The sequence below is a fragment of the Gammaproteobacteria bacterium genome (genome assembly GCA_021648145.1).
In the GTDB taxonomy this organism is placed as follows: Bacteria; Pseudomonadota; Gammaproteobacteria; order JAADGQ01; family JAADGQ01; genus S141-38.
In genome coordinates this window covers 11639-32122 of the sequence record JAKITI010000012.1, presented here as the reverse complement: position 1 = coordinate 32122, position 20484 = coordinate 11639, and the positions used below count along the sequence as shown (strand labels likewise).

Genomic DNA, 20484 nt, shown 5'->3' with positions numbered 1-20484 from the left:
TAAAAACCTGCTAGTTGTTCTGCTCTGAAATTTTCTTGCGTAAACGGATGCCCAAATCTTTTAGTTGAGTATCATCCACAGCGGAAGGCGCTGAGGTCAACGAACACGCGGCTGATTGAGTTTTTGGAAACGCAATCACATCACGAATCGATGATGCACCACACATCAACATCACCAGACGATCCAGACCAAAAGCAATCCCGCCATGAGGAGGACAACCATACTTCAACGCATCCAGCAAAAATCCAAATTTATCTCGTGCCTCCTCTTCATCAACACCCAATAACTTTAATACGCTTTGCTGCATGCCTTCATTATTGATACGAATCGAGCCACCACCGACTTCTGTGCCATTCAGCACTAAATCATAAGCAATCGATAAGCAGTTTTCTGGGTCACTCTCTAGCGCTTCAACGCTGTCCACATTAGGTGCAGTGAATGGATGATGCAATGCATTGAGTTGACCCGTTTTGTCATCACAGTCGAACATTGGAAAATCAACGATCCAAACAGGCTTCCAGCCATGCTCAATAAAATCATGTTCATGGCCTAACTTGACACGCAACGCACCCAAAGATTCATTTACAATTTTTGCTTTATCAGCCCCGAAGAAGACCAGATCTCCATCTTCTGCAGCCACGCGCTTCATAATGGATTCAATAACCTCATCCGGCAAGAATTTAAGAATCGGAGATTGCAAACCCGCTCGGCCATCAGCCAATTTATTGACCTTAATATAAGCCAGACCTTTTGCACCATAAATACTGACATATTTAGTGTAAGTATCAATCTGTTTGCGGCTCAGCTCACACCCTTTAGGTAGACGCAGTGCAGCGACGCGCCCTTTGGGGTCATTCGCAGGCCCAGCAAATACTTTAAAATCGACCTCAGCCATCAAATCACCGACATCCACCAGTTCCAGTGAAATGCGTAAATCGGGGCGATCTATGCCGAAACGACTGATAGATTCAGCATAAGTCATACGAGGAAATTCACTCGGCAAAGCTTCTTGAAGCTCTTGCTTGAATACGCCGCGAATCATCTCCTCCATCAAGTTCATAATCTGATCATCAGACATGAACGATGTTTCGATATCCAGCTGAGTAAATTCAGGCTGACGATCCGCCCGTAAATCTTCATCACGAAAACAACGCGCCACTTGGTAATAGCGATCCACACCCGACATCATCAGTAACTGTTTAAACAGCTGAGGTGATTGCGGCAATGCAAAAAACTCGCCGTTATGAGTACGGCTTGGTACCAAATAATCTCGTGCACCTTCAGGAGTTGATTTGGTCAAAATCGGTGTCTCGACATCAAGAAAGCCATGGCTATCCAGAAAATCACGCAAATAGTGCGTTACACGCGAACGAAACTGAATGCGCGCCAGCATCTGTGGGCGACGTAAATCAACATAGCGATAACGCAAACGAATATCTTCATTTGCATCCAGATCATCATCAACAACAAAAGGAGGCGTTTCAGCAACGCTGAGAATTTCCAGAGTCTTACCTAGAATTTCAATTTTTCCTGTCGGAATATTTTCATTGACCGTACCGTCAGGACGAGCACGGACTTTACCTCTTATTTTCAGAATATATTCACCGCGAACACGCTCTGCCATTGCAAAACTATCACGGGTATCAGGATCAAAAACCACCTGAACGACCCCTTCACGGTCACGTAAATCGATGAAGATCACACCGCCGTGGTCACGACGGTTGTGAACCCAGCCACAAACATCAACATCTTGATCCAGATGAGATTCATTAACATGACCACAATAGTGGGTACGCATAAGACCTGTTTTCCTATTAGCTATAATTCAATAAAGGTGGAAATAGTACGGTTTGACAGCATTTGGTGCAACTCTGCGCCCCGTTATTAACTGTTTTCAGCTGGGCAAGCACTCGTACCACATGCAGAGCTTGGCGCTTCTTTTTTACCACTATTTTTAAAATCAGTCTCATACCAACCCGAGCCTTTCAAGCTAAACCCTCCCGCTGATATCATTTTTGCCAATTCAGGCTTTTCACATTCGGGGCAATCTTTCAATGACTCATCACTCATTTTTTGTATCTTTTCCAGCTGGTGCCCACAAGCACCGCACTTATATTCATAAATTGGCATAACAACATAAACCTCTAAACACTTAAAACAATATTTCGATTCGCTGAATCATGTTCGAAAAAACAGAGCTATGATAACATATACAGCATTATTCCCTGCAACACCTGGAGTGTAAAGTAACTCAATGAGAATGCTCATCATCATCGCTGCCATTGTGATCATAGTGATGATTTTATTAAATTGGTTCACTCGCACATCTGCCAAAGAAGTTGCACAAACTCTACGTAAAAGTGCACTACTTTTTGTTATTGGCATTGTTATATTGTTAGCACTCACGGGACGACTACATTGGTTATTTGCAGCCATCAGCGCGATGATTGCAATACTCCTGCCGCTCATGAAGCGCTTTCTTCCTATGCTACTGATGAACCTTCCACTACTGCGCCGTTTATTTAATCGCCACAAAGCAAAAAATCAAACAGGCCAGCAATTCAATCAAACCCGCGCAGGTACTCATAGTATAGATGAAGCTTATAAAACGCTCGGCCTTACACCTGGCGCATCAAAAAAAGAGATTGTGACTGCACACAAACGGCTTATGCAAAAATTTCACCCCGACCGTGGTGGCTCAACTCACTTGGCCACCCAAATCAACCAGGCCAAAGACTTCTTGCTAAATCAGAACAAGGATCGCAAATAAAGTAAAAAATTTTACTATAATTCGGGCAAAATAATTTATATAATAGAGAAATTTAATGGTAAAAAGGGATTTCAAAGTGGAAGAACATCAATGGGATATCGCATTAGCAGCATTAGTAACTGAAGAGTTCAAAAATAAAGGAGCACCACTGACAACGAAGGATTTCAACCAACTGGCTCACCGATACAAGATTCGCTTTGATGATATTATGGCAACTGTATTTGAACTGACCATTCAACATGAATGGAAATACAGCAATAACCCTCAACAAATTATTACTCGAAAAACTCTTGACGACCTCTATGTCAATGGCCGGCTCAAACAAGAGGATATAGATACATTTACAGGTGAGTGGCGTCCAGATCCTTAACGAGTCAACCGCTCGAAAATAAAAAAACCTGCAACATAAGTCCCTATCGCAGACCCAAGTGTGCTCAATATAAAAATAAGCAAAGTACGTGTTACACGATTTTTCCACCATCCTTTAAAGTGAGTCGTGTCGTGCTTCAATTGGTTAAAATCCGCCACCTTGGGCTTGCGTATATAGATCTCTATCATCGCAGTCACCATACCTGCACCCACCATAGGGTTCAAAGAGGTTATAGGTGCCGCAATAAAAGCGCCCACAACTGTTAATGGATGAGCTCCTGCTATCGCGGCTCCGAGCGCCGATAGCCCACCATTAATTAAAACCCACCCAGCAACAAGTGACCAACCCAAATCACTACTATGTGAAAAACCTAAAGCAAAACCCAGTAAAATCAACCCAACAATAACCCAAGGCACTATTTTCAACCAGCCTCGGCTTACAGGAACAACTTCTAGTTCATCAATGACTTGCTCTGGTTTTTGCTGTGATTGTAAAAGATATTTTTCTATACCACTCAGATGCCCCGCACCCACAACAACCAATAGATTCCGAAATGATTTTTTCTCTACTTCTTGTAGCAGGCGAGCAGCCATATAGCGATCACGTTCATCAATTAATGGTAAAAAAAGAGTTTGGGATTCCTCAGCAAACTGAGAAAAGGTTGACTCCAATAGGTCCCCCTCCTTTAGACGCTCAATATCTTCTTCACTCACCTTCTCTTTGGAAACGACACTCGCCAACAGCCCAGACACCAAATTAAAACGTTGCCACCATGGGATATTATGATATATACGTTTCAGCGTGATACCCATTTCACGATCCACAAGGAATATAGGTATTTTTTCATCCTGGGAATACTCTACAGCCGCAAACATATCTGCACCGGGCTTAACGCCAAACTGCTCAGCAATACGTTGCTGAAAAGCACCCAATGCCAAACTCGCTGCCACCATTGAAACTTTACGCTCACGCACCACCTGAAAAAGATCCATCTGTGCTAAAGCATCTGGATCAATCATTGCGTTATAACGACTGGGGCAAAGCTCAACAGCAACCGCATCATATTGTTGACTGCTCAACATTGACTTCACTGCATCAGCACTGACCTTGGAGACATGCGCCGTTCCAAGCAACGTAATACATTGCTCGCCAATCTTAACTGTTACAAAAGGCTGATCTGGTAAGTTCGAGTTCGCCGACACAATTACTCCTAAGAATTGAAGATACTCATTTATTCCAGACACTAACAAAAAAATGCCAAGCATTTCAATAAATCTGTAATGAGAAGTTTTTTAAGTGGTGAGAGTTGCACGGTATTCCCACGCGGGCGCATGGGAACGAATAACAAAATGCAGGAGGCCGTTATGAAAGTTGTTGCATCAAATCCAAGGCATCTTTTTTCTGCTGGTCATCTCCTTTTTCCATAACATCGTTCAGTATTTCTACAGCTCCGCCATCATCCCCCATATCAATATAAGCGCGCGCCAGATCCAACCGAGTTCCTATCTCATCCATTTTAGACAACCAATCATCACCTGAGTCAGCATCGGCTAATGATGCCTCTGGAATCGAAAATTCACCCTCTACATGAGGCAACTCCTCCAGATCACTCAATGATTCGGCCAACTCTTCTGAGTTTTTAACCAAAGGTGCCAAACCCTCGCCCAAGCCACCTTCAAAAGCGATACTGTTATCATCTTTAGACTCTGATTCAAGCTCACTTTCTAAAGATTTTTTCTTTGGTGGGTTCAGATCTTCTGTAACCAGCGTGCCTTCAAGCAATTTATCATCACCCGTTAGATCAATCTCTTCAGACAATAGAAGTGACGACTCACTCAATGCATTAGCATCAAAGTTAAACATCTGAGTTGCTTCATCCTCCTGTTGCAACTCGGCTTGCTCACCATTCTGGAATAGCGCATGACCAGGGCAGACCTTGGAAGCCATTGATGAAACTTCACTCCACAAGCGATCTTCTCCAGGCCTTATTGATTCGTTGAGTAGCTCCGCTTGTACAATGAATGCATCCTGTTCACCCGTTGCCGCATAAATTTCTAATAATTTAACATGCAGTTCGTTTCGATCGGGATCAATCTGAATCGCTTCTTTCAATAAATCTTCTGCTTGAGGGTAACGTCGATAAGCGATATATACATCAGCCTCATCAATGGGATCAATTTCATAATCAAGCTGCATATCCTCTTCTGCATCAACCGTTTTCTCAGTCGTTGTTACAGTTTCAGTAGCAGCGTCGCCCTTATCATTGGCTGAAATATCACGTGAGTCTGTTTCAGGCTCTTCAGTGAGTGGCGTTGTGAATTCAGCATAACTATCATCATCAAGTGACTCATTATCACGTGAACGCCGACGCACCACAATCGCACCCAGCGCCAATAAACCTAAACCAACCCCAGCCACTAAACCAAGTGCTGTTGGATCTTTAAGTAGCCCACCAATAAAAGATTCGGGCTTTGCGTCTTCTTTTTGTTGATCTACTTGCGCTACAGAAGTGACTGGTGGGGTCGCTGCTTGCTGCGGTTCGCCGGTCACTGTTGGAGTTTGCGCAATCTGTTCGTTATCAGACGTGGTAGCGATCACATCTGCTTCTCTATTTTGCAAATTTGACAACACACCTGACTCAATACTGAGCAAGCGCTTCAATTCACTGATCTGGTTTTCAAGCTCAACCAAACGACTCTGTAACAGAGCATTCTCTTTTTCAGTCGCTGCATTACTCTGCAATGCCAACTCTAAATCATTTTGTAATCTTTCAATATTTGCAGACAACTCATCTGCTGACCCTCCAGCCTTATTCAGAGCGCCATCATCAGGTGCTGCTAGTTCAAGCCTGGCTGGCTGTATTGGTTTTCTTGCTGCCGGTGCTTCAGCAATAACTGTGCTATCAGGTTCACCCTGTAATTTATGAGTATTTTCTCCAGAAATTTGTGCTTTGCCTTGCTTAATCGCTTGCCATTGCTGACTTTGAATTGTGTACTCTTCGCTTGCCTGTTTTTTATTGATCGCTGTAAAACGAGCAACATCATCAATACGCAATATATAGCCGGCTTTAAGGCTGTTAATATTGTTTTTGTAAAAAGACTCAGGATTGGCTTTTAAAAGCGCCATCATGGCTTGAAACACGCTCACTGAAGAGTCTGGGCGCATCTCCAGTGCTATTTTCCATAAAGTGTCATGTCGTTCCGTTGCGCCATAAGAGATTGAGCCATCATCGTTTATAACAAGTCTGTCGTTGACAGGCTCGGCACGCTCTTTCGGTCTGACAGGTATCGCATGAGTTGTTGCAGGTGCACTTACTGGCGCAGGTTTTTCTGTAGTCAAATCAGGCGGATCAAGCAGCAACGTATATTCACGAATCAGTCGACCTCGACTCCAGTTCACTTCAACAAGAAAATCAAGGAAAGGTTCGATAATAGGCTCATCACTACGTACTATGACATAGGGCTCGCCATCAATATGAGTGACCTCAAAATGAAGTTTACCCAGAACAGCCAACCGATCCAGATCTTTGCGATCAAATATTTCTGGCGAAGCCAGCTCTACACTTAATGATTTAAAATCACCTTCATCCAGTGAAAACAGTTTAATTTCTGCATCCAGAGGTTGATTTAATGATGAGTGAACCTCGATATCTCCCAAACCCAAAGCAACCGCATTGGAAGATGACAGCATACCCAGAGCGACTGATGCACTCAGAATACAAGGAAATAAGCGTTTAATTTGCATCCCTTTAAGCTAACCTCAACGTTATAAAGTCGTTGTATAATAATTATGAACCTGAAACATAAGCCTGTAATTTACTTAGAACTCTGTTCACTACTCACAGTATTCTACGAAAAAACCAGTCACCACACCAATTCAGCAACGACAGATTAATTTATTCATCTCTTGTTTTCATTCAAACATGGACTCACTATCTACTATAGCGCCCTAAATAAGATAATCTTTGATAAGAGTTTCAGCAATCTGCACACTATTCAATGCAGCACCCTTGCGAACATTATCGGCCACAACCCACAAATCAATACCATGGGAATGTGAAATATCATCACGAATTCGCCCAACATAAACCGGATCTTCCCCCGCTGCTTCACTCACCGCAGTGGGAAAACCACCCGCTTTACGCTCATCCAGCACAACAACACCAGGCGCTTTTTTTAGCAATTCAGTCACTTCATCAGCACTAATTCGATCGCGCGTTTCAATATGAATTGCTTCAGAGTGCCCATAAATAACAGGAACGCGTACCGCCGTCGGATTCACCAAAATAGCATCATCTTCAAATATTTTTTTCGTTTCCCACACCATTTTCATCTCTTCTTTGGTGTAGCCATTTTCCAGAAACACATCAATCTGAGGCAATACATTAAAAGCGATTTGTTTGGGGTAAACATCGCATGAGACAGCATCACCTGCGAGCACAGCGGCCGACTGCTGATTCAACTCTTTAATCGCATCAATGCCTGTGCCTGACACCGCTTGATAAGTGCATACATTAATCCGTGTAATACCCACCGCCTGATGGATTGGATTTAAAGCCACCAACATCTGAATGGTCGAGCAGTTTGGGTTTGCAATAATATTATGGTTTTTATAATCACCGATAGCATGCGGATTTACTTCAGGCACAACTAATGGAATTTCATCGTCATAACGAAAGTGAGAGGTATTATCAATGACAATACACCCTTTCGCAGCGGCCTTTGGCGCATACACTTCAGAAATAGAGCCTCCTGCTGAAAAAAGCCCGATTTTTGCTTTTGAAAAGTCAAAATCAGCCAAGTCTTCTACAACAATGGGTTTTCCTTTAAAAGTGAGCTCACGCCCAGCCGAACGTTTACTTGCCAACAAATATAAATTGTTTACGGGAAAGTCACGCTGCTCAAGAATAGACAACAGTGCCTCACCGACGGCACCTGTTGCGCCCACAATCACAACATCGAATTTTTTGCTCATTTTCAACTGACCTATAATTAAACTTTTAATGCCGCAACAACAGCAAAGCCCATTTCAGAAGTACTCACTTTTCGTGAACCATCTGTATAAATATCCGCTGTTCGCAAGCCTTGATCCAACACAGAACTGACTGCGGCTTCAATTCGATCCGCAAGTTCAGGCTCATTCAAGGAGTAACGCAACATCATCGCGACTGATAAAATTGTCGCCAATGGATTGGCGACATTTTTCCCGGCAATATCTGGTGCAGAGCCGTGAATAGGCTCATACATACCTTTACCATTGGCATCCAGCGAAGCCGATGGCAACATGCCGATTGAACCCGTTAACATGGCAGCACAATCAGAGAGAATGTCACCAAACATATTGGTTGTTACCATCACATCAAATTGCTTGGGCGCACGAACCAACTGCATGGCTGCATTATCGACATACATATGACTCAAAGCCACTTCAGGATAATTTTTTGCAACTCGCTCCATGACTTCACGCCAAAGCTCTGTACATTCCAATACATTGGCTTTATCAATAGAGCAGACACGTTTATCACGCTTCATTGCAATTTCAAACGCAGAATGGGCAATGCGTTCGATTTCAGATTCACAATAAACCAAGGTATTAAATCCTTGGCGCTCTCCATTCTCCAGCGTACGTATTCCTCGTGGCTGTCCAAAATAGATTCCGCCGGTTAACTCACGCACAATCATGATATCCAGCCCAGCGACCACCTCTTCCTTTAGAGTGGACGCATTCGCCAATTGTTTATATAAAATGGCGGGACGTAAATTAGAAAAAAGCTCAAGCTCGGCGCGCAAACCAAGCAACCCTTTTTCAGGGCGAACCGCAATATCAAGATGCTCCCACTGATGACCACCCACTGCGCCTAACAAAATAGCATCCGCTGATTTTGCCAGCGTCAAAGTCGCCTCAGGCAGAGGTGAGCCGGATGCATCAAAAGCACTGCCGCCGACCAATCCATGCTCAATATCCATTGCAAAGCCAAAGTCACCTCTCAGGCACTCCAAAACCTTAATGGCTTCATTCACAATCTCTGGGCCAATTCCATCACCCGGTAACACGGCTATCTTTTTTGTCATTAATTTACTGCCTGAATTAAATATTTAAAATTTTTATGGAATTCTACACCATATCCCCTCAGTCATAAATAACGACATATTCCGATTCTGGCTAGCATCAATGCTTGCAAAGCAGCACGACGCTCAAAAGATGTGCGTTTCGACGGATTATTTTTCATAGGAGTAAAAACAACGGGTTGAGTCGATTTACAAAACTTTAAATTCTGGTGTTATACGGAGATTATGAGCGGCCTTACAGAACCCAATATCAAAGGTGTGGAGTCTGTTTTCTCCACAAATGCAAAGGTGCATAGCATCTGCAAAATCAGCACCTAATTTATACCACTCAAGGGCGTGACCAACTTCTAGAGAATTTTCTATCATAAGATTCTTGGTCATCAAGGCATTTTCAAAAAATGTAGCAATATCATTACATGAATTTTTGTAAACAGAGCGTAATACCCACTCAGTTTCTAGCAACACCGTCCGTGAAATAAATATTTCATTTAAATCAAGTAATTGTTCTGCTATTTCAGCTTGTCGATGGTCGTCATTAACAGCGATGCGTACTAATAAGTTTGTGTCAAAAGCGATCATTGTCATACTCGACTGGCTGACATAATTGTTTGGTTGAAACAGGCTCACCAGTATGTTGTAAAAACCCACGTAGAGATTTTGCCGAGAGTCTCTTCTTCTCAGGTGATTTGGTTTGCAACATAACACCATGTTCTGTTGTCAACAAAACCAGCTCTACACCCACTCCCCAATGTAGTGAATCACGAACATCCTTCGGAATAACGATTTGCCCCTTGCTTGAGAGCTTTACTGTGGCAGCTAGCATATATTAATTCCCCAGTAAGAATAGCGGTAAGAAATATTATTATGAGCAGGTTATTAGTAAGTATCAAGTCTATTCTATTAAAAGCTATACCTCCACTTTTTTAGCCAAAAATGAATAGCAGGAACAACCGATCGGCTAAAGCGTGCAACCGATTTTTTCCGTCAACGCCGCTAATACATAGGCATAACCAATTCTCTCTTGCTCCAAACGCAATTTGTCGGCAAAAGTATTATTTATCAAATTATGATATAGCTGATTTTCTTTTGGACTTAATTTTGTCAATTCTCGTATTGAAGGTTTATGCTCCAACTCCCAGAATGATCGATGATCTAGCAGCGTTTTTTCATCCATCAAAATACTTGTCGTGTGTGGCAACTTAGCCCTTAGTTGATCCAGGATTGCAAAGCCATGCGTGTCAATATCCCCCCAGTAGTAAATATTTAATTGGGATAACCAGCTTACATTACTCAAAAATTCAAAACCGTAACCTGCACCAAAAATCACCATGCTATGTTGCATTTCTGGAAATACCAGAAAGTTGATTTCATTTTCAGTAATAATTAATGTTTTCAGTTGAGTTTTGATTTGAGGGTTTTCATCTAACTGACTAAATGCTGCATGACTGACGGTCAAGTCTTGACAATTGCCGGGGATCAGTTGAATGTCTGGGTCGAGTATACGAAAACGCACTCTTGTGGGCTTGCCCTGAAAGCCGTATCGCTGAGCAAAGTGACGTGCTCCAGTAGCGTGCTGCTTAATGGCGCTGTCAGGTAACGATAAATCCAATAATGTTGTCAGTATCTTTCGGTGATGTTCGATGAATTTACTATCAATGCCAGGAATGTCCACTTGTCTCAGATAAATTCCGGAATTTGGGTTTCTTTTTATCCAGTCAATAACATCAAGTAGTTTTGGCCATGCCTCGGCAAGTTGCCAGGTTTTTATGCAGTGATTTTTTATCCAGTCAATGAGTGCGGGGTGATTTTTTTTCGTCAGCGCAATAAGCTCAGAGAATGTTTGAACGTCATTTTTCACGCGGAGTATCTTGATAGCATCGTCCAGACTGTCTAACCAAATGGCTGCGGGAACCTGGTTTTCACCGAGAATGCGATGTTGTATTGTCTTCATTTCTAGACGTAAACTTTTTATGTCTTGTAATGATGAAATCCACTGCCTGACTTGATCAAAGTTTTCCGACAGCTCTTTGCTAGTGGGCGTTTTTAATAACAAACGTATGGGAAAGACAGGTTTGTCACACAATAAACTGTTAAGAATAATGCCCCGATCCCAAAGGCGCTGTATTTGTTTTTGCAAGTCTTTGGCTTGAGTCCAGAGCATGGTTCGATTTACGTTTCAAGCTGCGCGGCTTGAGTTTTTTCCTTTTGATAAGCCTCAATGCTTAAATTGCGGATTTTAGAATCACGCCCCGCATCATTATGCACAAACCCCACACTGGAAACATACGGCTCGATGATGTGAATTTTTTGCAGCGGCGTTACAATGAGAAGCTGAAGATTCAATTGCTCGAATAACTTCAAGCCATATTGTGCGGATTCGTCAGAGCCACGACCAAATGCTTCGTCAATGACCACGAATCGAAATGATCGAGAGCGAACTGCGCCCCACTCCAGACCAAACTGGTAGGCGAGGCTGGCGGCTAAAATGGTATAGGCCAGCTTTTCTTTTTGCCCACCCGATTTGCCGCCGGAGTCAGAGTAATGCTCATGTTCGCTGTTATCTTCGCGCCAGCGTTCTGACGCGGCAAAGGTGAACCAGTTTCGTACATCACAGACTTTATTTGTCCAGCGTTTGTCTTGATCGCTCAGCCCTTCACGCCCGCGAAAGCGTTCAATGATGTTTTTGACTTGCAGAAATTTTGCTTCTGAATATTGCTCGTCATCCGAGCCGGTAAGGCTACCTTCTGTGCATGTTCGTAGCTCGGTCTGAAAATCACGAATATCGGCATCTTGCGTCGGCTGAGCCTCCAAAAGAATGTAACGCCCTGAATTGTAGTCAATTTGAGTCAGTGATTCGTTAATGTGTTCGATCCGCTCCCGGATAGTTTCCCGCTCACGATTTAATTGTGATTGAAAGTTGGCAACTTCCCGAATCGTGTTTTCGTTGAGTAACTCTTTAAAACGAGATTCAAAACGCGGCAAGTCATCGGCGGCCAGATTTGCTAACATTTGTCGAAAATCTTCCGCGCTATCAATGGCCGCATCGGCTTCTTGCGTTTCCAGTGGGTACTCCGTAATGTAATCCGACATGACCTTGATAATGCGATCACGCAGGCGACTGATTTTTTGGTCGTCAGCATTGATTTTTTCTTGCAGCCATTTTCGCATATCCTGTTCTTTGTTATCGCAAGATTCAATGCTGAGCGTGTGTTCACCCAATGCCAGTTGGCGAAAATTATCCAGCGCATCAAAATAGTTTTTACTGGCCAAACTTTCCGGACTGTCTAAAAACACCTGAATTTCTTGGTATAGAGTTTCTGAGTCCTGTTTTTTCTGCTCTGTTCGAGAGCGATTATCTTTTGCCGCATCTAACTGCGTTATTGTTGTTTCGTGTGCTTGTTCCAGTTGCTCAAGTTTTGAGGTGAGTGTTTGCAATAAATTTGAGGCGGATTCCAGCTGCCGCAATTCGTCTTTAAGTTGCTCTATCGACAGTGATACGGGCTGCCAATCCAGCTCTTGAAAATCACGGTACTCTTCCAGTTTGCTCAGGGTGTCCAATGCTGTTTTTAGGGATTTAATTTGACTTTGCTGTTGTACGATTTGGTTCGCCAAATCAGCAATTTGATTTTGCAGTTGCTTTGCCTGAGCTTCCAAGGCTGCAATTTTATCTTTGTTACTCCAACCCAATACGTAACGACTACGATCATTAATATTGTGTCGATCATCTTTTTCATGCCGCCCACCGCCACTTTTAATTTGTCCGCTCTGAGTGATGGCGCGTTTTTCTCGACGAAATTGTTCGGTACTTGCGCAACAAGCAATGTTAAACCGTCGAGCAATTTCCTGCTCCAGCCAAAGATAAAATTGTGAGTCGGGTTTTATGGATAATTTATTAACGAGCGAATCAGGATGCAACGAAGGCAATGATTGATTGGCCGCTTCAGTGACACGGTAATAAACCAGGCGACCTCGTAGATGCGTTTTGTCTATCCAAACGGCAACTTGGTTATAGTGCTCGTCAGGCACAAGCAAAGACAGGCCGAAATTTCGCAATAGACGCTCTGCCGCGCCTTGCCAGGCTTTATCTTCTTCTCTTACCTGAATGAGTTCACCCGCAAAGGGGAGTTTTTCTTCGTCCAGTTGCAACGCTTCACATAACGCCGTGCGAATAATGATTTGATTTTGATCAATGTTACTGCGACGGGATTTTAGACTGGCAATTTCACTTTTCTGAGCCTCATGCAGTTCATTTTTATGTCGAAAGTCATAGCTGATATCCTGTAATTTGTTTTCCAGATCCGCTTCGTTTTTCTTGAGATTTTGTGATTTTTCCTGAAGCTCGGTTTGCTGCTGAATAAAACCCGCATCTGATTCTTGAGGCGTAATATCTAATGCTTTAAGTAGATCGGCATATCTTTTCGACTTTGATCGGCGTTGTTGCAGGCTTTGCCCTTTTTGTGAAATATCGAATTTGATGCGCTCAATGCGGTCGCCACCATTCTGTGCGATTTGCTGTTTAAGTTCGGCTTGCTGTCCCACTTGTTGTTGATGAACATCGCTCAGACGTTTGACCTTGTTCTTGTGTTTTTCCAGTTCAATAATCAACTTTTCAATACGCCGGGCTAAGAGAGTGTATTTATTATGGGAAAAATACACGTTTAGTGAATCCCGACATTGGCGCAACTCGGCCACGATTTTTGTTTGCTGTTGATACACATCGCAATCATCGACCAGCGGTGTCAGCAGGTTGATTTGTCGGCGAGCTTTAAGTACAGCGGCATGAGCGCGGCTCAGGTCGTCAAAATGCTCAATCAAGGCTTTAATGCGTGAGCCTGTATCAAAGGGTTCTAACATGTGTCCGCGTACAAACTCCGTGAGGTTACCTACGGACTTCATGGAAACCGTTTGATGAAAAAGATCCAAGGCTTGCTCGTTTTCGATGCCAAAACGCCGTCTGAACCAAGCGCTGTATTGTGGAAAACGATCCATGACTTCCACGCGGTTTTGGCGAAGTCGTTTGCGTAATGCTTTTATTTCACTGCCAAATTGTGAAAAATCTTTTGCAATCCCCAGCTCTTTTTCTGACCCGATAAAAAAACGTTCGGGTTGTCCTTGCAGCTCTTTCATCCAAAAAACTTGTGCCAAGGTAATTGTTTGATCATAGCCTTGATTGTAAAAAACGCCTAAGATAACCGAATAATTATTATGATCGCGCAAGGCAACAGGTTTGGCTTTACTTGAGTTATCATTGCGTTCAGATTTGTAATAACCGAGCACATAAGATTTCAGTGAACGTTCTTTATGGTCAGCGCCGGCAGCTTTGTTATAGGCGACGCGATTAGCGGGGACTAACAGGGTGGTTACGGCATCCACCAATGTGGATTTACCAGAGCCGATGTCGCCGGTTAACAGGCTATTTTTACCATTAAGATTCATTGACCAGACACGTTGATCAAAGGTGCCCCAGTTAAAAACCTCCAGACGTTTTAAACGAAAGCCCGACAAGGTATCATCATCGACAAAATTAAATCCTGGGCTATCTATAGTAACTTTACTAGGCATCATTTTTCTCAATGAGTTGTTGTTTGTACTGTTCGAGTTTTAAATCAAAATCTGCCAGCCACTGGGCATCGACAAAGGCTTTTAATATGCGCCGTACTTCGTAATGTTTTAATTGAACGGACGAGTTTTGTTTCAGTCGACGTAAAAATCCCAAGTCAACAACCTTGTTAATGTGTTGATCTATCTTGTCCACGAGTTTTGCATCATTGCTGCTGTCTGGTAAAAATATGCGCATTAAATCGATGATGTCGTCGCGAGATAAAATCAATCGGGTTTCACCACCACTGGCATCAAATTCGGCTAGTTTTTTTCGTAACAAGGCGAGCAACAGGCTAACGGGAAAAGACAATGGCCGCCGCGCAATTAAGCGTGGAACGGTTTTTTCTATTGGGTTGTCATCTGTGTCATTAATCTCATTTTTTCGAGAGCGGAAAAACGCATAGCCCTCTGACTCATCCAAAATCAATTCCAAGCCCAGCACCACGGCATAATCACGAACACGAGCTTGAAGGCTAAGTAATTGTTTCCAGCGAGCCGAGTCTGTGTCTTGGTAAATGACACCTTTTAAAAGTGCGATTAACAACACGGACAAGTCGGCAGTGTCGGGGTGAGTTGTGTTTTCAGTGTTAACGTCTGTTGCGGTGTTCATAGCAAACTACCTTAAAAAAATAACGCGAGGTAAACGTGCGCAGTGCGTTGTTGAAATGTCACTGTCATCCGCTGTTTGCCAGCTGATTTTATCTTCAATAGACTCATCAACAATAAACTTGAATCGATTGTGATCGGAATCATCGCCCGCCAATTCAAGATAAGCAACTAACTCTGCCAAGCCCTGTTTTATTGGGCGTGAAAGACAGAGATCGGTTAAAGATATTTGAGATTTGAGTTGCAGTGATTGCCGAATATGCCCAGCAATGGCGGCTTTGTTAATAACAATTTGAGAAAATAGTATACTGGAATCGAGTTTTTCATCACCGCTTTCAAGGCGAATATTGGCGATGCGGGTTTTTAACGGTGGCGTATAAAGCGGACGCTCCATGGGAATGTCGATGGTCGCTGAGCCTGAATCAATAAACATAAATTCATTGCCGATCTGAGTTGAAAAAAGTGATTCGCGTAAGCTTAATGTTTTGCTTTCGATACCTTGCAGAATGTTCATGATGCGCCGATTTTCCAGCCACGCCTGATCATCCAGAAAACGCCTGAGTTGCTGTGACAAGCGGGCAACCGTGCGCTGAGTATGTTCGCCAGCTTCCAGCCAGTCATAGTGAATCCGGCGGGTACGAGAATCCGGTTTAAGCTGGGTGATGGCTGGCAGTATCAGGACTTGTTCGAGCAGTTCGCTAAATTCCTCTTGCCGTGTGGGTGACATTAAAAAATCCCAGAAGGCACGAAAGCTATTGCCTTGGTCAGAACCGGCAATAGCATCACGTTCGCCCATGATTTCTTCCAGCAATTCTCCCTTGTCTCCCTGCCATTGCGCAATGCGTTCGCGCACACTGCGATCTAGCCCACGAAAGTTGTGCTCAACTTCTCTAAAGTCAGAAAGCAACTCTTTGGCTTGCTGGGTGAACTGCATAAAACGATCTCGCAAAGCCGTATCGTCAAGCAATGCAATATTGCCTTGTTTGACTTGGGCGATTTCACGGTCAATTTCATCACGGCGTTTTTGCAATTCTTGCAAACGCGCCTCGGGGTCATCGGTGCTACCTTTTTGAAGTTGTTTGAGTAAATCAAAAAGCGTTAAAAGGCGCGATTCGGTGCCAACAAAACTGCGCTCGTTTAAAGACTCCAGCCAGCCAATGGCTTTTTCTGTGGCAGGTGTCAGGTCAAACTGAACCTCATCGGAATCCTGACGATAAAACTTTCTCAGCCATCCTTTTTCTGGCGCTGCCCAGTCATTCAAATAATCCGCTGCCGATTTAGGAAAACTGTCGGGACCTTGTAATTCTCTGATGGCAAACAGCTCATCTTCCAACGCTTCGGTTAAATCGGCTTGAGCAAGCACACGAACATTAGGTGCAATATAGGCCGTTTGCAAAAAACTGGCAATTAAGGGGGCATGAGGACTTGCCAACAAACGCCATGCAGGATGGTTTTGGCGTAAGGTATCGAGAGATTGGTAGTCGAGGCTCATGAGGTCTGGTTAAACTTTCAGTATATAAAACGTACAACCTTTATTATACCCCAAATCCTGAAAGTGCCTATACCTGATGAATCGTCGATTTTCAAATCCTGAATTCGTATGATAATTGCCTAACTGCCACAATATGCGTCATACTTTAATTCATGCAAACAGAAGCACTCTATCATTTCATTTTAAAACTGAAAGCACGTCACCCATATGTGTTGCAAAGCGGTAATAACAATAAAGAGATCACAGGCTTGTCGATACAATCACTCGCCTATGCAGATGCTCTACTCCGACACAGTCTATTGCGGCCACAACTCAAACCACTGCCTCTGCAAGTGGCTGTGATTGGCCCGACCCAATCAGGCAAAAGCACGGTTGTTAATCTTTTGGCCGGTATAGAGGCTGCAAAAGCCAACCCTCTCGCGGGCTTTACTCGTCATGCTCAGGGTTTCACAACAGAGCACCTCACTGAAGCCATTAGCTCATCAATTGGCAAACTCTTTCCCAACTGGAAATGTTTACCTCCCGAGCAACTTAGCAACCAGCAACTCGACAGCTACTCATTAGTTCAAATAGCATCCGAAACTGTTTTTTCAAACCAACCCTCTATTATTTGGGATACACCTGATTTTGATTCCGTCAGCTCGCGTGAATATCGCACCACCGTACCGCAACTCTGCGCCATCGCTGACCTTATTGTTTTAGTCGTCAGCAAAGAAAAATATGCCGATCAGACAGTCTGGCAAACATTAGATTTAATTGCACCAATCAATCGGCCACTGATCGTATGCATCAATAAAACCTCCCCTGATGCGGCAGATATTCTCGTATCTTCGGTTAAAAAACGACTGGAAACAGCGCAGATTAATTATGAAGCCGTTGTCACACTGCCATATATAGAGACAGATGAATTACTCTTGGCCGATGCCAGCCAAAACCTTAGAAAACAGGCTCATGATGCACTGCCAAACACACCACAAATTTCATCATCCGTCGCATTAAAAAACAGCCTGCAACGTGACTGGGAAAGCTGGCTTACGCCCATTCGCCAGGAAGTGAAGGCAGAAAAAATTTGGCAAAGCGAAGTCAAACAAGCAACGAATGATACGCTGGAAATTTATAATCGGGATTATCTGCAAAACCCGCACTACTCTGAGACATTACAAAAAGCAATTATACAGCTGTTGGCATTGCTTGAAGTTCCCGGTATCGCCAGCACACTCTCCACGGCCAGGCAGATCGTCACCTGGCCCGGCAGGAAAATATTTTCGCTATGGCAAGAACAACGTCAGTCAAAATCAGCGGACAACACACCCGACAATGAAACAGCCGTCATTAATGAAGCGGTGCTGCACACACTAAGAGCTCTGCAAAATAACTTAATGGAGCAGCGGTCAGGCACAGATCAAAGCGCACAATGGCACCGTGCACTGTCCCAACAATTACAACAAGAAAAATCGGCCATCATTCAAACGGCTGATCATGCCATTAAAAGTCATCTAACGGCTTTTGAACCTGAAATAGATGCGGCGGCTGAAAAACTTTATCTCTACCTGCAAGATCACCCTGTTGCACTTAACAGCCTGCGGGCCACACGCATCACCACAGACGCGGCTGCTGTTGTACTCGCAGTCAAAAGTGGTGGCATCAATGTTTATGATCTTGCCATCGCACCTGCGGTGCTCTCTTTTACCTCTTTTCTTACTGAAAGCGCTGTCGGTAATTACATGAAGAGTGTAGAAAAAGAGTTAAAGCAGAAGCAACTCACCTCAGTAGAACACCACATCATTGATCAATTACTCAACCCCAAGTTCATAGAGTTAACAACCAACATGCCCAATGATGGCCTATATCAATTCAGCGCAGAAGAGCTGGAAAAAGCGGAACAAGCGATGGAGCAACTGGCTCAATGAACCCTGATGATGATAAACAACAACCACTGGAAAAATTAAAAGCCTGGGCAATTCAAGCACAGCAAGCAGGCTGGATCAATCAAGCAGACGCGCTATCGCTGGATAAAATTGAACAACAACATGCAGAGCAGCTATTTGAAGCAGGCCATCAGCGGCCACTCATTGTCGCCCTTTTTGGTGGCACAGGTGTCGGCAAAAGCAGTTTATTGAATCGTTTGGCTAACGCACCGATTGCACGAGCCGGTGTAGAGCGCCCCACTTCTCACGAAGTCACGCTGTATCTGCATCAAGATTATCAGCTTAAACCACTGCCCGAAGAGCTCCCCACCGAGCAAATCAGTATCAGCTATCATCAGGATGACAGTCGCCGTTTAATCGCGTGGCTTGATATGCCAGATATTGACAGCACTGCGACCCAAAATCGTGATTTAGTTCTCAGCTGGCTGCCTTATATCGACTGGTTGGTGTACGTCGTCAGCCCTGAGCGCTATCAAGATGATGTTGGCTGGCATTTTTTACAGCAACGCGGCCATCGCCATGCCTGGCTGTTTGTTATGAACCACTGGGATGAAGGGACAAACGAACAGTTTGATGATTTCAATGATCGTTTGCAGAGTTCAGGCTTTTCAAACCCGACCATTTTGCGTACAAACTGCTCAGACATTCACAATAGCAGTAAAAACAAAGATGATTTTCAACGTTTAGAAAGTACAATTAACCAAGCTTTGCAGACACACGGCCTAGAGGTATTACAGCAAATTAGCCAACAGGCTCGAGCCGATGATTTTAAAAATCATGTCGCCCATCTCCATAAAGCTATGGGTTCAAAAGAGCTTTGGGACTCCCACCAAAAGCAATGGCAAAACACGGTCGAGGCACAGCTATCCAAGCTGCAAGAGTTGCTTGAAACCCAAGCCAATATTGTTAAACAATCACTTTTACTGGAAGCCACCCAGCAAAACCTGTTGGGCAAAAACCAGAGCAGCCCACCTTTGCCGTCCGTACAAACACTCACTGATGCGCTGCGTACCGCACGAAGTGACCGTTTGATGAGTGATATCGCCGTTGAACTACAAAACAGCTTGCGTCAATCAAACTTGCCTGACCACCCATTTCAGGCTCCACTCAATCACTTTACAGCAACGGCTCATCAACAACTGAATGAATCCATAGAAATTCACATCACAGCCGCACTCGCCAAACCAGGCACACTGCTGCAACGAATACTATACAAATTAACAGGTTTTCTGAGTGGCCTGCTGCCTCTTACCGCCGCCGTATGGGCCGTTTATCACGTTGTCACTGGTTTTTACAGCGGTACTCAGGGAGATAATATTTTTTTGGGTGTTGATTTTGCTGTACACAGCGGTTTATTAATTGGTCTGGCCTGGTTGATTCCCTGGTTTTTGCAACGTAAACTTCGCCCATCACTTGCCTCAGCCGCTGGGTGTGGGTTGCACCAAGGCATTCACTCAGGCATAGAAGAATTAAATAGCTCACTACAAACCCTGTGGAGCAATACCAACACCGAGCATGGTGCTTTACTCGAAGAACTCAAGCAAATAAAAAGCGATCAAATAGAACTATTAAAAATACCTGACTCACTCAACAACCTGATACAAAAGAAAGCGTAAGTAACAATACTGTAACTTTGCATATTTAATGTT

At 43.8% G+C, this 20484-nt stretch carries 16 protein-coding genes; 4 read left to right on the top strand and 12 right to left on the bottom strand.

Annotation, left to right across the window (positions count from 1 at the left end):
• Nucleotides 1–10 precede the first annotated feature (10 nt).
• Nucleotides 11–1798, bottom strand: coding sequence for an aspartate--tRNA ligase (gene aspS / locus L3J70_08820; GenBank protein ID MCF6236452.1), 1788 nt, complete (start codon nt 1796–1798; stop codon nt 11–13).
• An 86-nt stretch (nt 1799–1884) separates the two neighbouring features.
• Nucleotides 1885–2130 carry a zinc ribbon domain-containing protein gene (locus tag L3J70_08815; GenBank protein MCF6236451.1) on the bottom strand — a complete coding sequence of 82 codons (246 nt, stop codon included), beginning with the start codon at nt 2128–2130 and terminating at the stop codon, nt 1885–1887.
• 124 nt (nt 2131–2254) lie between these two features.
• Between L3J70_08815 and L3J70_08810 the strand changes: the two genes are divergently transcribed.
• Both L3J70_08810 and L3J70_08805 read left to right on the top strand, forming a co-directional pair.
• A complete protein-coding gene (locus L3J70_08810; GenBank protein ID MCF6236450.1) occupies nt 2255–2770 on the top strand; it encodes a DnaJ domain-containing protein in 516 nt (171 codons plus the stop codon).
• A gap of 55 nt (nt 2771–2825) precedes the next feature.
• Complete coding sequence (locus L3J70_08805; GenBank protein ID MCF6236449.1) at nt 2826–3140, top strand: hypothetical protein; 315 nt, start codon at nt 2826–2828, stop codon at nt 3138–3140.
• On the opposite strand, the gene L3J70_08800 is transcribed toward L3J70_08805, so the two are convergent.
• The 10 genes from L3J70_08800 to L3J70_08755 all read right to left on the bottom strand — a co-directional run bounded on the left by L3J70_08800 (nt 3137) and on the right by L3J70_08755 (nt 16907).
• Nucleotides 3137–4342 (bottom strand): TraB/GumN family protein, encoded by a 1206-nt coding sequence (locus tag L3J70_08800; GenBank protein MCF6236448.1) that lies wholly within the window; start codon nt 4340–4342, stop codon nt 3137–3139. The two genes, L3J70_08805 and L3J70_08800, sit on opposite strands and share 4 nt — an antisense overlap.
• 160 nt (nt 4343–4502) lie before the next feature.
• A complete protein-coding gene (locus L3J70_08795) occupies nt 4503–6884 on the bottom strand; it encodes a hypothetical protein (protein MCF6236447.1) in 2382 nt (793 codons plus the stop codon).
• Between the two features lie 204 nt (nt 6885–7088).
• Nucleotides 7089–8114 (bottom strand): aspartate-semialdehyde dehydrogenase, encoded by a 1026-nt coding sequence (locus L3J70_08790; GenBank protein MCF6236446.1) that lies wholly within the window; start codon nt 8112–8114, stop codon nt 7089–7091.
• A 17-nt stretch (nt 8115–8131) separates the two neighbouring features.
• Nucleotides 8132–9211: a 3-isopropylmalate dehydrogenase gene (gene leuB / locus L3J70_08785; GenBank protein MCF6236445.1), complete on the bottom strand. Its 1080-nt coding sequence runs from the start codon at nt 9209–9211 to the stop codon at nt 8132–8134.
• Between the two features lie 186 nt (nt 9212–9397).
• The gene (locus L3J70_08780; protein MCF6236444.1) at nt 9398–9787 is read right to left on the bottom strand and encodes a type II toxin-antitoxin system VapC family toxin; all 390 of its coding nucleotides are present in this window, start codon (nt 9785–9787) and stop codon (nt 9398–9400) included.
• Nucleotides 9774–10031, bottom strand: coding sequence for an AbrB/MazE/SpoVT family DNA-binding domain-containing protein (locus L3J70_08775; protein MCF6236443.1), 258 nt, complete (start codon nt 10029–10031; stop codon nt 9774–9776). Before L3J70_08775 ends, L3J70_08780 begins: the two co-directional genes overlap by 14 nt.
• A 135-nt stretch (nt 10032–10166) precedes the next feature.
• On the bottom strand, nt 10167–11369 hold the full coding sequence (locus L3J70_08770; protein MCF6236442.1) for a DUF2220 family protein: 1203 nt from the start codon (nt 11367–11369) through the stop codon (nt 10167–10169).
• An 8-nt stretch (nt 11370–11377) separates the two neighbouring features.
• On the bottom strand, nt 11378–14773 hold the full coding sequence (locus L3J70_08765; GenBank protein ID MCF6236441.1) for an ATP-dependent exonuclease SbcCD, C subunit-like protein: 3396 nt from the start codon (nt 14771–14773) through the stop codon (nt 11378–11380).
• On the bottom strand, nt 14763–15419 hold the full coding sequence (locus L3J70_08760; GenBank protein ID MCF6236440.1) for a DUF4194 domain-containing protein: 657 nt from the start codon (nt 15417–15419) through the stop codon (nt 14763–14765). Before L3J70_08760 ends, L3J70_08765 begins: the two co-directional genes overlap by 11 nt.
• Before the next feature lie 6 nt (nt 15420–15425).
• Entirely contained in the window at nt 15426–16907 is a 1482-nt protein-coding gene (locus L3J70_08755; protein ID MCF6236439.1) for a DUF3375 domain-containing protein, read from the bottom strand.
• 152 nt (nt 16908–17059) lie between these two features.
• Between L3J70_08755 and L3J70_08750 the strand changes: the two genes are divergently transcribed.
• Complete coding sequence (locus L3J70_08750; GenBank protein ID MCF6236438.1) at nt 17060–18817, top strand: 50S ribosome-binding GTPase; 1758 nt, start codon at nt 17060–17062, stop codon at nt 18815–18817.
• Complete coding sequence (locus tag L3J70_08745) at nt 18814–20451, top strand: 50S ribosome-binding GTPase (protein MCF6236437.1); 1638 nt, start codon at nt 18814–18816, stop codon at nt 20449–20451. The genes L3J70_08750 and L3J70_08745 overlap by 4 nt, the downstream gene beginning before the upstream one ends.
• Nucleotides 20452–20484: the final 33 nt, after the last annotated feature.

Coding starts and splice junctions, on each gene's coding strand:
- aspS (MCF6236452.1), bottom strand. CDS start 1,798: ATGCGTACCCACTATTGTGGTCATGTTAATGAATCTCATCTGGATCAA.
- L3J70_08815 (MCF6236451.1), bottom strand. CDS start 2,130: ATGCCAATTTATGAATATAAGTGCGGTGCTTGTGGGCACCAGCTGGAA.
- L3J70_08810 (MCF6236450.1), top strand. CDS start 2,255: ATGAGAATGCTCATCATCATCGCTGCCATTGTGATCATAGTGATGATT.
- L3J70_08805 (MCF6236449.1), top strand. CDS start 2,826: ATGGTAAAAAGGGATTTCAAAGTGGAAGAACATCAATGGGATATCGCA.
- L3J70_08795 (MCF6236447.1), bottom strand. CDS start 6,884: ATGCAAATTAAACGCTTATTTCCTTGTATTCTGAGTGCATCAGTCGCT.
- L3J70_08790 (MCF6236446.1), bottom strand. CDS start 8,114: ATGAGCAAAAAATTCGATGTTGTGATTGTGGGCGCAACAGGTGCCGTC.
- leuB (MCF6236445.1), bottom strand. CDS start 9,211: ATGACAAAAAAGATAGCCGTGTTACCGGGTGATGGAATTGGCCCAGAG.
- L3J70_08780 (MCF6236444.1), bottom strand. CDS start 9,787: ATGATCGCTTTTGACACAAACTTATTAGTACGCATCGCTGTTAATGAC.
- L3J70_08775 (MCF6236443.1), bottom strand. CDS start 10,031: ATGCTAGCTGCCACAGTAAAGCTCTCAAGCAAGGGGCAAATCGTTATT.
- L3J70_08770 (MCF6236442.1), bottom strand. CDS start 11,369: ATGCTCTGGACTCAAGCCAAAGACTTGCAAAAACAAATACAGCGCCTT.
- L3J70_08765 (MCF6236441.1), bottom strand. CDS start 14,773: ATGATGCCTAGTAAAGTTACTATAGATAGCCCAGGATTTAATTTTGTC.
- L3J70_08760 (MCF6236440.1), bottom strand. CDS start 15,419: ATGAACACCGCAACAGACGTTAACACTGAAAACACAACTCACCCCGAC.
- L3J70_08755 (MCF6236439.1), bottom strand. CDS start 16,907: ATGAGCCTCGACTACCAATCTCTCGATACCTTACGCCAAAACCATCCT.
- L3J70_08750 (MCF6236438.1), top strand. CDS start 17,060: ATGCAAACAGAAGCACTCTATCATTTCATTTTAAAACTGAAAGCACGT.
- L3J70_08745 (MCF6236437.1), top strand. CDS start 18,814: ATGAACCCTGATGATGATAAACAACAACCACTGGAAAAATTAAAAGCC.